General features: G+C 35.6%; 13 protein-coding genes and 1 other RNA gene. 10 read left to right on the top strand and 4 right to left on the bottom strand.

Annotation, left to right across the window (positions count from 1 at the left end):
- Positions 1 to 37: 37 nt before the first annotated feature.
- Positions 38 to 1,282 (bottom strand): ABC transporter permease, encoded by a 1,245-nt coding sequence (locus HH304_RS14195; RefSeq protein WP_169682767.1) that lies wholly within the window; start codon positions 1,280 to 1,282, stop codon positions 38 to 40.
- Positions 1,283 to 1,410: 128 nt separating this feature from the next.
- Between HH304_RS14195 and queA the strand changes: the two genes are divergently transcribed.
- Together queA and HH304_RS14185 are read left to right on the top strand one after the other, a co-directional pair.
- Positions 1,411 to 2,463 (top strand): tRNA preQ1(34) S-adenosylmethionine ribosyltransferase-isomerase QueA, encoded by a 1,053-nt coding sequence (gene queA / locus HH304_RS14190; protein ID WP_169682765.1) that lies wholly within the window; start codon positions 1,411 to 1,413, stop codon positions 2,461 to 2,463.
- A 57-nt stretch (positions 2,464 to 2,520) separates the two neighbouring features.
- Positions 2,521 to 3,198 (top strand): 2-C-methyl-D-erythritol 4-phosphate cytidylyltransferase, encoded by a 678-nt coding sequence (locus HH304_RS14185; protein WP_169682763.1) that lies wholly within the window; start codon positions 2,521 to 2,523, stop codon positions 3,196 to 3,198.
- A gap of 38 nt (positions 3,199 to 3,236) precedes the next feature.
- Here HH304_RS14185 and HH304_RS14180 read toward each other — a convergent pair whose 3' ends face one another.
- On the bottom strand, positions 3,237 to 3,458 hold the full coding sequence (locus HH304_RS14180) for a DUF2795 domain-containing protein (RefSeq protein WP_009196519.1): 222 nt from the start codon (positions 3,456 to 3,458) through the stop codon (positions 3,237 to 3,239).
- A gap of 223 nt (positions 3,459 to 3,681) precedes the next feature.
- On the opposite strand from HH304_RS14180, the gene ettA reads away from it, so the two are divergent.
- From ettA to HH304_RS14150, 6 genes are all read left to right on the top strand, one after another.
- Complete coding sequence (gene ettA, locus HH304_RS14175; protein WP_169682761.1) at positions 3,682 to 5,364, top strand: energy-dependent translational throttle protein EttA; 1,683 nt, start codon at positions 3,682 to 3,684, stop codon at positions 5,362 to 5,364.
- A 7-nt stretch (positions 5,365 to 5,371) separates the two neighbouring features.
- Positions 5,372 to 6,079, top strand: a complete 708-nt coding sequence (locus HH304_RS14170; RefSeq protein ID WP_169682759.1) for a hypothetical protein — start codon at positions 5,372 to 5,374, stop codon at positions 6,077 to 6,079.
- A gap of 31 nt (positions 6,080 to 6,110) precedes the next feature.
- Positions 6,111 to 7,349, top strand: coding sequence for a M16 family metallopeptidase (locus HH304_RS14165; RefSeq protein ID WP_169682757.1), 1,239 nt, complete (start codon positions 6,111 to 6,113; stop codon positions 7,347 to 7,349).
- A 2-nt stretch (positions 7,350 to 7,351) separates the two neighbouring features.
- Positions 7,352 to 7,996 (top strand): O-methyltransferase, encoded by a 645-nt coding sequence (locus HH304_RS14160; RefSeq protein ID WP_169682755.1) that lies wholly within the window; start codon positions 7,352 to 7,354, stop codon positions 7,994 to 7,996.
- Positions 7,997 to 8,018: 22 nt separating this feature from the next.
- Entirely contained in the window at positions 8,019 to 10,394 is a 2,376-nt protein-coding gene (locus HH304_RS14155) for a LysM peptidoglycan-binding domain-containing protein (RefSeq protein WP_169682753.1), read from the top strand.
- Positions 10,395 to 10,561: 167 nt separating this feature from the next.
- Entirely contained in the window at positions 10,562 to 10,978 is a 417-nt protein-coding gene (locus tag HH304_RS14150; protein WP_271711625.1) for a response regulator, read from the top strand.
- 25 nt (positions 10,979 to 11,003) lie between these two features.
- On the opposite strand, the gene HH304_RS14145 is transcribed toward HH304_RS14150, so the two are convergent.
- Positions 11,004 to 11,582: a hypothetical protein gene (locus tag HH304_RS14145; protein ID WP_169682752.1), complete on the bottom strand. Its 579-nt coding sequence runs from the start codon at positions 11,580 to 11,582 to the stop codon at positions 11,004 to 11,006.
- Positions 11,583 to 11,677: 95 nt separating this feature from the next.
- A complete protein-coding gene (gene dnaX, locus HH304_RS14140; protein ID WP_169682749.1) occupies positions 11,678 to 12,772 on the bottom strand; it encodes a DNA polymerase III subunit gamma/tau in 1,095 nt (364 codons plus the stop codon).
- Positions 12,773 to 13,112: 340 nt separating this feature from the next.
- Between dnaX and HH304_RS14135 the strand changes: the two genes are divergently transcribed.
- Together HH304_RS14135 and ssrA are read left to right on the top strand one after the other, a co-directional pair.
- The gene (locus tag HH304_RS14135; protein WP_169682748.1) at positions 13,113 to 13,664 is read left to right on the top strand and encodes a porin family protein; all 552 of its coding nucleotides are present in this window, start codon (positions 13,113 to 13,115) and stop codon (positions 13,662 to 13,664) included.
- Positions 13,665 to 13,770: 106 nt separating this feature from the next.
- Positions 13,771 to 14,182: a transfer-messenger RNA gene (gene ssrA, locus HH304_RS14130) on the top strand.
- Positions 14,183 to 14,516 lie beyond the last annotated feature (334 nt).

Below are 14,516 nucleotides of genomic sequence, written 5' to 3'. Positions count from 1 at the left end.
AAGATTTCGGCCTTTTATATTTTTTATTTGGTTTCAGTTATGATCTAATTGCAATTACCGGATCAAGATTAGCTGCCTTAGCTGCCGGAATTAACCCGGATAATACTCCTGTTAAAGAAGCAATGATTACCCCTATGATTACATTCTTTGCTGTTAATATAATTTGAAGACTACCCAAAGGAACAAAAGTAAGGAGGTATACCAATAATATTCCTGCAAAGCCTCCGATAAGACTCAATAGTAATGATTCAAATAGAAATTGAGATAAGATAAAATAATTTTTTGCACCTAATGATTTTTGAATCCCGATAAGTGGAGTTCTTTCTTTCACAGTAACAAACATTATATTGGCAATACCGAACCCTCCAATAAGAATGGCGCATAACCCGATTATTGTTCCTGCGGTATTAAAAACTACAAAAACTCCTGATACTGCATCAGCGATAGCTTCAGGTTTGTTAATAGAAAAATCATCTTTTTCTCCAGGCCTAAGCCCTCTTGCAGGCCTTAAAACTCCTTTGATTTCGGCTGTAAGTTGATTTAAATCAGTATCTTCTTCAAGTCCGCTAATACCAATTGCAGCCTCTATACCATTGTATTTACTTCCTGTAAGATATAATTTTTGAAAAGCCTTAAATGGAATCACGACCTTGTCATCATTACTTTCTATACCAAGGATACTTTCTCCGGCTTTTTCCATTAAACCGATGACTTTAAATTTGTATCCGCGATGTTTAATTTCCTTTCCAATAGGTGATTCATTAGGAAAAAGTGAGTTGGCTACTGTTTTACCTATTATTGCTACAGGTCGACCACCTTCTACTTCTTGCATAGAAAAATATCGTCCATCTTCAATAGGAGTATCAAGTAATTTATAATAATCGAAGGTACCACCAGTAAGAATTACAGTACCCATACTATTTGAGCCATGTTTAAATGTTCTACCTCTGATGTCTGTTATTATCGCAACCCCATTTTGATTTTTAAGATTGTCTCGTAATAACTCATATTCCTGATAAGTTGCCTGAGGTCTTTTGATATATTCCCACCAAGGAAAATCAGGACCTCCTACAAATGGCCATTTTTGGACGTAAACCACGCCAGCTCCAAGGAAAGAGAAGCTATCCTTAATGTTTCTTTCAAGTGAATCTACAAGAGTATAAACAGCAATAATTAGGAAAATTCCTACTGTAACACCGAGGAGAGAAAGAGTGGTTCTCAGTAAATTTGATTTAAGTGCCGTAAAGGCAAAAATGAAGCTTTCGTATAACTGCCTAAGCATCTTTTTGATTTATTTAGCTGTGTTTGTCAGAAGTAAGAAATGATTGCTAAGAAAATAAAAAACAATTCATTAGATTTGCAACCTTGAATTATTCTGTTCATTTTGAACAATATAGTGTAAATATACTTATGAAGTTATCAGAGTTCAAATTCGATTTGCCCGAAGGTTCTATTGCGTTATATCCGGCTGAAAACAGGGATGAATCACGCTTAATGGTTGTTAACCGCAAAGAAGGAACAATCGAGCATAAGCAATTTAAAGATATTATCGATTATTTTGACGAGCATGATGTATTCGTTCCAAACGATACAAAAGTGTTTCCGGCAAGGATGTATGGTAATAAAGAAAAAACCGGGGCGAAGATCGAAGTTTTTCTCCTTAGAGAGTTGAATAAAGAACTTCACCTTTGGGATGTGTTAGTAGACCCGGCACGTAAAATCCGTGTGGGTAACAAGTTATATTTTGGAGAAAGTGACCTTGTTGCAGAAGTAGTTGACAATACAACTTCAAGAGGAAGGACAATCAGGTTCTTATTTGATGGAACTGATGAAGAGTTTTATGGAACGATAGATTCACTTGGTGAAACTCCTCTTCCAAGAGAGATTAAAAGAGAAACCGAAGCTGAAGATAGAGAGCGTTACCAGACAATTTTCGCAAACGATGAAAAAGTAGGTGCTGTAGCAGTTCCTAGTGCAGGTTTGCATTTTACGCCTCACGTAGTTAAAAGGTTGGAATTAAAGGGTGTTGAAATAGCTCCTATAACTATGCATATAGGATTAGGTACATTCAGACCTGTTGATGTTGAAGACCTTACCAAGCATAAAATGGACAGTGAGAACTTTACAGTTCCCCAGTCTACTGTTGACATTGTAAATGATGCCAGAAGTAACAAAAGGAAAATTTGCGCTGTAGGTACCACGGCAATGAGAGCTTTAGAATCGTCTGTGAATGCAAATAACGAGCTTAAAGCTAATTCGGGATGGACTGATAAATTTATTTTCCCTCCATACGAATTTAAGATTTGTGATGCTTTGTTAACTAATTTTCATCTTCCTGAGTCAACATTATTGATGATGAGTGCTGCATTCGGAGGATATGATTTGATAATGGAAGCATATGATATCGCTATTAAAGAAGGTTACAGATTCTTCTCTTATGGTGATGCAATGTTGATCATATAAAATATGAAATATTCTTGATAAATTCCGGCTCCAAAAGGGTCGGAATTTTTTTTGCCAATGAAAAAATATGTAATTATCGTAGCTGGTGGTTCGGGCTCCCGAATGAGATCAGATGTTCCAAAACAGTTTCTTAAATTAAAAGGGAAGCCTGTTCTGATGCACACTATTGAGCGATTTTATAAAGCTTTTGATAATGATCTTGAAATTGTGGTTGTTTTACCTCAAGCACAGCATAACTACTGGAAGAGTTTATGTGTAGAGTTTGAATTTAATATAAGTCACAAAATAGTTTCGGGAGGAGTTACCAGAATGAATTCAGTCGAAAATGGGTTGATGGCAATTGGCGAAGATGGCATTGTTGCTATTCATGATGGTGTAAGGCCAATGATTAATGAAAAGGTCATTAAGGAAGCATTTAGTTCAGCTGAGGTTTACGGAAGCGGTGTTGTTTGTGTGTATCCAAAGGATTCATTAAGAGTTATTAAAAACCATGAAAGCCTTTTAACTCAATCAGTAAACCGAGCGGAGTATTTAATAGTTCAAACCCCACAAGTATTTAGGGTTGAGCAAATAAAAAGTGCTTTTAAGTCTGCGTCAAATTATGAATTCACAGACGATGCCAGTGTTTATGAAAATACAGGTAAAGCAATTAATATCGTCATTGGTGATTATGACAATATAAAAATCACAACACCTGAGGATATGTTATTAGCAGAAGCTCTGTTGAATGGATAAGAAGTCCCCCTGAAATCTTATTACAGGGGGAATATATTTTAATATTCGTCTTCGTTGAAGAAAAAGTCTTCTTTCGTCGGATAGTCGGGCCATATCTCCTCAATACTCTCATAAGGTTGTCCGTCATCTTCAAGTTCCTGAAGATTTTCAACTACTTCAAGTGGAGCACCTGATCTGATTGAAAAGTCAATCAACTCGTCTTTTGTTGCCGGCCATGGGGCATCCTCCAAATACGACGCAAGTTCTAATGTCCAGTACATAACTTACTCTGTTTATAAAGTCTAATTTTCCGCAAAAATAAAAATTCATCTGAATAATCAAACCAATTATTGATTTCTTCTGCAAAGAATATAAATCTTACTGTTAACTTTGCAAAGTTTAAGACGACAAATTTTTCTTTTAGTTATTCTATCGAAAAATTGTATTAAATTATTATATAATTATCAAATTTATTTTCAGAGACTTAGCATTTGACGTAATAATATGAGTGACGAAAAAATAATTTTTTCAATGTCAGGGGTTGGAAAGATATTTCCACCAAAGAAACAGGTTTTAAAAGATATTTATCTCTCATTCTTCTATGGGGCAAAGATTGGAGTAATCGGACTTAACGGTAGCGGTAAGTCTAGTTTGCTTAAAATTATCGCCGGAATAGATAAAGATTATCAAGGGGAAGTGGCTTTTAGTAAAGGATATACTGTTGGATTACTTGAGCAGGAACCTGAGCTTGATAAAGACAAAACTGTTCGCGAGGTAATTGAAGAAGGAGCCGGAGAGACTGTTGCATTGTTAAAAGAATACGAAGAAATTAATAATCGATTTGCTGATCCTGAAGTATTGGAAAATGCAGATTTGATGAATGATCTTATCGAAAAGCAAGGTGAAGTTCAGGAAAAACTTGATCAGCTGAATGCATGGGAGCTAGATACAAAACTTGAAATTGCAATGGATGCTTTACGTACTCCACCAGCTGATAAAAAGATTTCAGTTTTATCAGGAGGGGAAAAAAGGAGAGTTGCATTGTGTCGATTGTTACTTCAGGAGCCTGATGTGTTATTGCTGGATGAGCCAACTAACCACTTAGATGCTGAGTCAGTACTTTGGTTAGAGCAACATTTACAAAAATATAAAGGAACTGTAATAGCTGTAACCCACGATAGATATTTCCTTGATAACGTAGCAGGCTGGATTTTGGAGCTAGACAGAGGTCATGGTATTCCATGGAAAGGAAACTATTCTTCCTGGCTTGAACAAAAACAAACAAGACTTTCTGAAGAGGAAAAGTCAGAATCCAAGCGTCAGAAAACGTTACAACGAGAGCTGGAGTGGATTAGAATGACTCCTAAAGGACGTCATGCTAAGCAAAAAGCAAGATTAAATGCTTATGATAAAATGGCTGGTGAGGAGTCAAAGGAAAAAGAAGCTTCTCTAGAATTATATATTCCACCAGGACCGAGGTTAGGGTCGAAAGTGATCGAAGCCAATAATGTCAGCAAGGCATTTGGAGATAAAGTTTTATTTGAAAATTTATCATTTGCATTACCACAGGGAGGTGTCGTAGGAGTTATTGGTCCGAATGGAGCAGGAAAAACTACTTTATTCAACCTGATTACAGGTAAAGAAACTCCTGATTCGGGAGACTTTGAAACAGGTTCTACAGTTAAATTGGCCTATGTTGATCAGGAACATGATAACCTTAAACCGGAAGATTCGGTGTGGCAAGCAATCTCAGAAGGTAACGAATGGATTGAACTTGGCAATAACAAGGTTAATAGCAGGGCATATGTAAGCAGATTCAATTTCAGTGGTTCTGATCAGGAGAAAAAAGTAGGTAATTTATCTGGAGGAGAAAGAAACAGAGTGCATCTTGCAATGACTTTAAAAGAAGGAGCAAACCTTATACTTCTTGATGAACCAACCAACGACCTTGATGTAAATACGTTAAGAGCTCTTGAGGAAGGTATAGAGAATTTTGCTGGAAGTGCAGTTATAATTTCCCACGATAGATGGTTTTTAGATAGAGTATGTACTCATATTTTAGCATTTGAAGGAGATTCTCAAGTATATTGGTTTGAAGGGAATTTCACAGAGTACGAAGAAAACCGCAAAAAGAGGTTGGGGAATACTCAACCTACAAGAATTAAATATAAAAAGTTGATTAAATAAGGATAAAATGAGTAAACGATTATTTTTTTCGCTTTTAGCGATTGTAGTTACGATGTCTTCTTGTTTCAATTTCAAAGAGACGATTTTTTTGAAAAAGAATGGTTCAGGAACATACACTTTTACAATTGATATGTCAGCATTAAAGCCAATGATGGAAGCGTTCCAGAATATGGCAGATTCTGCAGATAGTGAAGCTGATGGTGAAGGAGGTCCTACTGACATGACTAAGAAGTTTGATAAGGACATGGTTAAAGATAAGGAGATTCTTGAATCGGTAGAAGGAATAACAAATGTTGAATCAATTTCAGATGAAGACACTTTCATATTCGGTTTAAAGTTTGATTTTGATAATGTGAATTCATTAAATACTGCTTTAAACAAGATGAATAAAAGCGAAAATGAAGACTTTGAGGAGAGAGAGTTCTTTCAGTATAATAAGAAATCATTTGAGCGATTAAATTTCTTTTTGGATAAAGGCGAACTACAGGATGAGTTGAAAGACGAAAGTGACGAAGATATGTCCGAGGCTGAGTTTGAGCAAATGATGCAGATGTTTGGCGATATGACTTATACAACTGAATATATTTTTGAAGAGCCAGTTAAAGATGTTTCAAATAATGATGCATTGATGACTCCGGATAGAAAGAAAGTTACTATCGAAACAAAGATTTTAAAAGAGGATAAGAAAAACTCACCGACGAAATTTACATTTTAAAAGGATTTGTTTTTGTTAGGAAAGGTGTCGCATGGATGATTATAACTATTTGAGGTTACCGAATGGTATACAGGTAGTACATAAAGAAATAACATCAACCCGGCTAGTACATGCCGGAATAGTATTAGACGTAGGCTCCCGAGATGAGGATACAAACCAACTTGGTTTGGCCCATTTTTGGGAGCATATGGCTTTTAAAGGGACTTCAAAAAGAAAAGCTTTTCATATACTCAGTAGACTTGATAGTGTTGGAGGGGAGCTGAATGCATATACAACGAAAGAAAAAATATGTTTTTATGCTTCTATTCTAGATACATATATAGAAAAGGCAGTTGACATAATTTCAGATATTACTTTTAATTCAGTATTTCCTGAAAAACAGATAGAAAAGGAAAGGGGAGTAATTCTCGAGGAAATGTCTATGTATTATGATTCTCCGGAAGATGCTATTCAGGATGATTTTGATGAGATAATATTCTCAGGTCATCCGTTGGGAAATAATATTTTAGGTACGAGAAATAGTGTTCTTGGATTTCAAAAGAAAGATTTTCAAAAGTTCATTTCCGATAATATGGATACCTCAAAAATGGTATTTAGTATCGTTGGAAATATATCCTGGAAGAAAGCACAACGCCTAGCAGATAAATATCTGGCAATTCAAGAACCTAAAGTAAGAGTTACTGAAAGAGTACCTTTTGGTAAATATATTCCCAGACATGTTGAAGTTAAAAGGAATACAATGCAGGCTCACTGTGCAATTGGTTGTGAGGCGTATAATATACATGATGACAAAAGGCTTCCATTTTTCACTTTGACTAATATCCTTGGAGGACCAGCGATGAGCTCACGTCTAAACATGGGGATTCGTGAGAAGTATGGTTATGTCTATGCTATTGATGCTTCATATCAATCTTTTACAGATACTGGTATGTTTGCTGTTTTCTTCGGAACCGAAAAGAGACAATTGAAAAAATGTATAAGCCTGGTATATAAAGAAATTGAACAATTAAAGTCTAAGAAGCTTGGCTCACTTCAATTACACAAAGCTAAAGGACAGATAATGGGGCAATTGGCTATGGCCGAGGAAAATAATGCCAGTTTGATGTTATTAATGGCTAAGAGCTTATTGGATTTAAATAGAATTGAGTCATTGAAAGAAATATTTACCAAAATTGATCAAATAAGTTCGGATGACTTATTGGAGGTTTCAAACGAAATTCTACAAGCTGATAATCTGAGTTTATTAACATTTATACCTGAAAGGAACTAATCATGCAGTTTTTACCTGAGGAAATCTATAAATATACTGTCGATCATACAGAGGAGGAGTCTGAAGTGTTAAAAGAGCTTGACAGAGATACAAATTTGAATGTTTTGATGCCAAGGATGATTTCAGGTCATTTGATGGGACGTGTGCTAGCAATGATTTCTAAAATGATCAGGCCAAAATATATTCTTGAAGTAGGAACTTATACTGGTTATAGTGCTATTTGTTTTGCAGAAGGGTTGCAAGATAATGGTCATATTTTCACAATTGACAAGAATGAGGAAATAGAAGAGATGGCACAACGTTATATAGAAAGAGCCGGTTTTCAGGATAGAATTACACGTATTCAGGGAGTGGCTTCGGAAATTATTCCAACCCTCAATAAAAAATGGGATATGGTTTTTCTGGATGCTGACAAAAAAAATTACGATCTTTATTATGATCAGGTATTTGATAATGTTAACCAGGGAGGTTTTATATTGGTAGACAACGTGTTATGGAGTGGTAAAGTTGTAAATACTGAAGGCAAGAAAGTCGATAATGATACCCGTGCAATAATAGATTTTAACGACAGGGTTCATAATGATGACAGAGTTGAAAATGTATTGTTTCCAATTAGAGATGGTTTAATGGTTTTAAGAAAGAAATAGAAGTTATAAGATACAGGCGGCAATGAAGATTTTTTTTAGTTTTTTATTTACTACGATTTTATTTTTTTCACTTTCGGCACAATCGCCAGAAGTACCGGAGGTTATTCATTTTGCAGATCTTAAATTAAAATTAAGTCATAAACTCCGAAAGGAGATACAGGCTGATGTTGATAATTTAACCAGATATCCCAAATATTTTAACAAAAAGGTTGATAGGGCGATAATGTATTTTCCTTTAATCGAGCGGGCATTTAGTGAAGAGAAAATTCCTTTAGAGTTTAAATATCTGGTTTTACAGGAAAGTGCCTTAATTGGAGATGCAGTAAGTTCATCTAATGCGGTGGGTTATTGGCAGTTTAAGGACTTTACAGGCCTTGAAGTTGGGTTACAAATTGATCGTCGAATTGATGAGCGTATGCATATTGTGGCTGCAAGTCATGGTGCTGCGAAATATCTAAAAAACAATAATGCATTTTTTGATAATTGGCTTTATGCTCTTCAGGCTTATCAGATGGGGAGAGGGGGAGCCGAAAAAGTTATTGACAAGCGTAATTACGGAGTTAAGAAAATGAATCTTGATCATAACCTATATTGGTATGTTAAGAAATTTTTAGCTCATATGGTAGCCTTCGAATATGGTTTGCAACAGCGTCAGCAAACTAATAATAAGGTCCTTGTGGAATATTATGATGGGCAAGGCAAAGACCTTAAGACCATAGCAAGGAAGCTTGACATTAACGAAGAAGAATTACTGGAATATAACAAATGGTTACGTAAGGGGAATGTTCCTACGGATAAGAATATAGCTTTAATTGTTCCAGTACCAGCCGATCAAGCAAAATATTATATCAAGGGTGAAAGACTAAGTGTTCCAAAACCATCCGTTATAACAGCTTCAAATATACCTAAGACTAAAAGAAGGTTAGATCCTGTCGTTGGAATTGTCCCTGCAAGAATTACAATAAATGGCAGGGAAGCTATAATTGCAGAAAGCGGTGATACTTATGATTGGCTTGCTGTTCATGCTGCTCTGCCTGTAGAAGATTTGTTAAAGTACAATGATCTTGAATCAAAGCCAGTAATTTCTAATGGCCAGGTTTTTTATGTAGAAAGGAAAAAGAATAAGGCCAATGTACATTATCATACAATGAAGGGAGGAGAGACTCTCTGGTCTGTTTCCCAGAAGTATGGAATAAAGCTTAAATCATTAATCAGATTGAACAGACTTGATGGTGAGGATGATATAAATGTAAAGACTGGATTGATTTTATGGTTAAGAGACAGACGTCCAAAGGATGAACCATATAAATACAAACAAACCGAAGAAATTGTTCCTGATACCCAGCCGAAGAAAATTTTAGCAAATAATAATGTTGATCAAAATATTTTGGCAAATCAGACGAAGGTCCAGGAGACTGTTGCAGTCAACGTTAATACTAAAGTTATTGATGAAGATGACTTTGATGCTGAAGAAAACAATTACCCTTCCATCTCTTCATCTTCAGGTGAAAATAGTGTAGGCAATATAGTTGGTGATACTTCAATAATTAAAAATACTAAGGTTAATCAAAAGAGTGAGAAAGTTGATGGGGGTCAGATTTTAGAGTTCGAAGGAAATAATAATGGCTCTAAAATAGAAGTATTTACTATCAATGAAGCAACTAACGAAAGAGTTGACTCTGTGATGGTAGAGGAAGATACTTATGAAAATGCATCTTCTCCGATCACGAAAAAAGAATCCTCAGAGATTGAAGAAGAAGTTGTTGTTGCAAAGGAATTATTGGATCACCAGGAATTAATTGCTCCTGATAGTTTGAAGCCAACTGTTGTTGTTAATGAAGCAGGGCTGGATGTGATAAGTTATGGAGGCAAAACAAAAGACAGTGGCAATTCAAATGAACAAAATGAGGGAAGTAGCATTACTCCGGATAATTTTGAATTAATCGAAAGCACTAAGAATGATGAAAGTAAGGCCTCTGGTATTACATCTGTTTCTGAAAATAGAAAAGATTCAGAAACCATACATAAAGTAGTTAAAGGAGATACCTATTATTCTATTTCTAAGAAGTATGATATATCAGTTTCAGAATTGTTAAGGGAAAATTCGCTAACAATCGGGTCAGTACTTAGTATTGATCAAGAGCTTAAGATACCCCAAATTGGTGGTCAAAATGATAGTGGAGTTATTGAGGCAAAAGCTTATAATATTCAAAAAGAAGAGTCTCAAAAATCCACTTCAAGCAATGGATATAAGGTTTATGTTGTGAGGAAAGGAGATAGCTTATATAAAATTGCCCGGGAAAATGGAGTGACAATTCAGCAAGTTATGGATTGGAACAATAAAAAGGATTTTGACCTTAGTGAAGGAGAAGAATTAAAAATAAAAGAGGGAAAATAACCTTTAAAAATTTTACAATAGCTAAGAAATTTATATTTTAGTCGAATCAAAAATGAACTTGTTTGAAAGTTATATTATTCAATTCATTACATATAAACTTTTTATTTCATAATTATTGATATATTTGAATTGAGTATCAGCAAGTGTAATAAATCAAAAAGTAGTTAATGACAGCTGAAGAAAAAAGCATTGATCTGGTTATGCTGGTGGATGACAACGATACTGATAATTTTATCAGTAAAAGGATTATTGAAATCACCGGTTTTGCTAAGAATGTAGAAATTAAGAACTCAGGTAAAAGTGCCTTGGAGTATATAGAGCAAAATAAAGATAACCCTGAGAAGCTTCCTAATATCATATTTTTAGATATTAACATGCCAATTGTAGATGGTTTTGTTTTTCTATATGAATTCGAAAAGTTTGCAGGGATAGTAAAAGATAAATGTAAAGTGATTATTCTATCGAGTTCTGATAATAAAAGAGATATCGATAAGATTGTGAATAATGATCATGTGATTAAGTTCATTACAAAACCACTTACAGAGAACGCTCTTCAAGAAATAAAAGAAATGGGAGTAGCATAAGCTACTCTTTTTTCTTTTTCATTTTTTAAGATTCAGGATCTAATCCTAGCCTATCTATCAAGTCTTTTAATAAAGGCACTTCATTTTTGAGGTAATCGAATTTATCTCTGTCAGTATACAGCTTATTTCCTGTAACATCGTTAGCAGCAACTTCATGGCTCAACGTTAAAGAAGGATGGTCAATTCTACTTTTTAGGTACCCATAAATCTCACCTTTTCTTTCTTTAAATAGTTCTTCCTGGACGCTACTGTTAATACTTAAAATTATTTCACCATCATCTTTTATTTTGAATGGTTGTTTAAGCATCACCTGGAAAAGGGCACTAGAATTCTTGACTTTTTCTTGAAGCTCAGTCAGGGCAGTTTTTATATTCTCTTTATTAAATGTTAATTTTTCGCCTGGCTTGGTGTCGTTTGCAAATGTGTTAGTCGGATTTTCATCTTGACTATCATTTTGAACACTTTCCTGATTTGTATAAGTGGAGTCAGAAACCTTTTGCTTTAAAGAGTTAAGGTCCGGAAGTTTGGCGGATTTTTTCAGGTTACCTTTTAAGCCTGCTTTAATTTCAGGACGCAAGGTATCACCTGAAGTCCTAGACTTCATCTTCTCAATACTTTCCGGATCAGTAAGAGGCTTTTTTTCCTGGCTTGGCTGTTCTGTAACCGTAGGTTTCTCTGCTTCTTTAGCAGGTGAACTTTTTAACTGACTACTTTTTTTTTTAATTCCGCGGCCAAAGAAAGTGCTGAAGGCAGATTTGCTAACTTCATTAACGTTAATTCAATTAGCAAACGCTGATTCTTGCTGCTTTTATATTGGATATCCGCTTGATTACAAAGATTTAATGCACTAAGAATAAATGATTGGCTTACTGCTTGAGCTTGTTCATTATATTTCTCTTTGACTTTATCAGAAACATTTAAAAGATTAATTGTTTCCTTGTCCTTGCACATCATCAGATCTCTAAAGTGACTAGACAGACCAATAATAAAATTATGACTATCAAAACCCTTTTTCAGAATTTCATCATAAATCAATAGCGCCTGTGCACTATTTTGATTTTTTAATGCATCAGTAACTTTAAAGTAGTAGTCGTAATCTAAAATATGCAGGTTATCAATTGTCGTTTTATAATCGACATTACGATCTTTTGAAAATGTTACAATAAGATCGAATATTGAAAGTGCATCTCTTAGGGCACCGTCTGCTTTTTGAGCAATTAAATGTAATGCTTCAGGTTCAGTTTTAATTTCTTCTCTATCAGCAATCCCCTTAAGGTGATCAGCAATATCCGAAACCTGAATTCTATTAAAATCATAAATTTGACAACGAGATAAAATCGTTGGTATGATCTTATGCTTTTCTGTAGTTGCTAAAATGAAAATAGCATAGGGAGGTGGCTCTTCCAATGTCTTTAAAAATGCATTAAATGCTGCATTCGAAAGCATGTGAACCTCATCTATGATATATACTTTGTAGTTTCCTTGTTGAGGCGGGTACCTTACCTGATCTACGAGGTTTCTGATGTCATCAACAGAGTTGTTTGAAGCAGCGTCAAGCTCATAAATATTCATTGAGCTATTTTCAGAGCCTTGTTCAAAGCCATTAATTAACCTAGCGACAATTCTGGCACAGGTAGTTTTACCAACACCACGAGGCCCACAAAAAAGTAGTGCCTGTGCAAGCTGGTTTTTATCTATGGCATTTTGAAGGGTCGTGGTAATATGACTTTGACCTACAACTTCGTCAAAACCTTTCGGTCTATACTTACGTGCTGAAACTACAAAATTTTCCATCGCTGCAAGATAAAAAGTTCTGATTAATTGAAAGAGTAAAAATTGATTTTCTTCTTACATTATAAATAGTAATGAAAGCTTGTATGTGTTTGTGTGATGATATGAGCCTAATGACTTATTTATTTAGAGTAATTATACGATGGATAGTAATTTTTGAAGAATGTTTAAATAACTAGATTCATCCTAACACTTGTAAGTATTTGGAAGTCAGTGATTAGCATATTCGACAGAGTGTTTTTCAAAAATTGTAATAATAAAAGAGCTATTGTTAATAAAATTATATTGCGCTATCATTGTCCCCGAATTGAATATTTCAACTAAATTTTTTAATTACAGAACTATGAAAAAGTTATTATTCGCTATCGCAGCATTGGTATTTATCAACGTAGCAGCAAACGCTCAAGAATTCAAGCCTTTTAGTGTAGGTGTTGATTTAGGTTATGGAATCCCAACTGGAGACAAGTTAAATGGTGGTATCATTTTCGCTGTTGAGCCAGCTTGGAAATTCAACGATCAACTTGAGGCTTCATTAAGATATGAAGGAGCTGTTTTAGCAGGTGTTTCTGAAGATGGAACTGAAGTTGATGCTTCAGCTATTGGATCTTGGTTAATTGGTGGTAGATATTTCTTGAACACTAATGATTTCCGTCCTTTCGCTGGTCTTGGCTTAGGTATCTTCAACATAGCTTCAACAACTGCTATTGATGAGAACTTTGAAACTTTTGAAGTAGGTGGAACAAAATTTGGTTTCGCTCCTAAAGTTGGTTTCCAGTTCAAGCATATCAGATTAGCTGCTGAATATAATGCTGTTTTAGGTGTTGAAGAGCAGTTAGGTAGCCAAAACTACTTATCAATTAAATTTGGTGCAGTAATCGGTGGTGGAAGATTCTAATTTCCATTCTAAATAATATTTAGAGGGCAGGACTTTATTCCTGCCCTTTTTTTGTAACTTCGAATTTCATTTTTCGTATTCATACGAGGAAGCTCCATAAACGAATGGGGCCGACCGGTTTTGACGGTATGATGGGTCATGTACTTGCGTGCCGGGTGAAGAGTGTACATCCGTAAGCAATTCACTCAAACTATAATTGGCGAGAATAACTACGCCATGGCTGCCTAATTTCTGACTTCTTTGAAGCGGAATGGACTTTGCGGTTGAGTCGACGGTAAACATCGACTCCCGAGCCACATCCCACAGTGCCTTGTTTTGTCGGTGCTGAACCGGGGTGACGATCAGGCAAGACTAGCGTCACGATGCTGCTAAGTGATTGCGAAACTTTAGCAGATAAGCTGTAGATAGGAACGTTACCTTTCCAGTATGCAGTCGAAAACCTGACAGGTAACTACGCATGTAGACGGTGCAATGAGTCGCTTATCCGGACGAGGGTTCGAATCCCTCCGGCTCCACAGAATGAACTCTCAAAAGAGCAGAAGCAGCTACTATTAATTTGGTAGCTGTTTTTTTATGTCTTGCCGGAGGGATTCCACCCGCATTCCTGCTCCTCGCTAAAACACTTCACAGGAGTGTATTTTAACGCTCGGCCACCCGTCCGGCTCCACAGAATGAACTCTCAAAAGAGCATAGGCAGCTATCATTAATTTGGTAGCTGCTTTTTTTTATGTATGGCCGGAGGGATGCTTCCCGCAGCCTTGCCCCTCGCTAAAACACTTCACAGGAGTGTTTTATAATACTCGGTCACCCTTCCGGCTCCACAAAATGAACTCTCAAAAGAGCAAAAGCAGC

Source organism: Marinigracilibium pacificum (assembly GCF_012926615.1).
Lineage (GTDB): Bacteria > Bacteroidota > Bacteroidia > Cytophagales > Cyclobacteriaceae > Mangrovivirga > Mangrovivirga pacifica.
Note: the sequence above shows the minus strand (reverse complement) of the source record. Positions and strands in the feature narration are given on the sequence as shown.

Bases quoted from the DNA above. Each gene is read 5' to 3' on its own strand.
- HH304_RS14195 (WP_169682767.1), bottom strand. From the start codon at position 1,282: ATGCTTAGGCAGTTATACGAAAGCTTCATTTTTGCCTTTACGGCACTT.
- queA (WP_169682765.1), top strand. From the start codon at position 1,411: ATGAAGTTATCAGAGTTCAAATTCGATTTGCCCGAAGGTTCTATTGCG.
- HH304_RS14185 (WP_169682763.1), top strand. From the start codon at position 2,521: ATGAAAAAATATGTAATTATCGTAGCTGGTGGTTCGGGCTCCCGAATG.
- HH304_RS14180 (WP_009196519.1), bottom strand. From the start codon at position 3,458: ATGTACTGGACATTAGAACTTGCGTCGTATTTGGAGGATGCCCCATGG.
- ettA (WP_169682761.1), top strand. From the start codon at position 3,682: ATGAGTGACGAAAAAATAATTTTTTCAATGTCAGGGGTTGGAAAGATA.
- HH304_RS14170 (WP_169682759.1), top strand. From the start codon at position 5,372: ATGAGTAAACGATTATTTTTTTCGCTTTTAGCGATTGTAGTTACGATG.
- HH304_RS14165 (WP_169682757.1), top strand. From the start codon at position 6,111: ATGGATGATTATAACTATTTGAGGTTACCGAATGGTATACAGGTAGTA.
- HH304_RS14160 (WP_169682755.1), top strand. From the start codon at position 7,352: ATGCAGTTTTTACCTGAGGAAATCTATAAATATACTGTCGATCATACA.
- HH304_RS14155 (WP_169682753.1), top strand. From the start codon at position 8,019: ATGAAGATTTTTTTTAGTTTTTTATTTACTACGATTTTATTTTTTTCA.
- HH304_RS14150 (WP_271711625.1), top strand. From the start codon at position 10,562: ATGACAGCTGAAGAAAAAAGCATTGATCTGGTTATGCTGGTGGATGAC.
- HH304_RS14145 (WP_169682752.1), bottom strand. From the start codon at position 11,582: ATGAAGTCTAGGACTTCAGGTGATACCTTGCGTCCTGAAATTAAAGCA.
- dnaX (WP_169682749.1), bottom strand. From the start codon at position 12,772: ATGGAAAATTTTGTAGTTTCAGCACGTAAGTATAGACCGAAAGGTTTT.
- HH304_RS14135 (WP_169682748.1), top strand. From the start codon at position 13,113: ATGAAAAAGTTATTATTCGCTATCGCAGCATTGGTATTTATCAACGTA.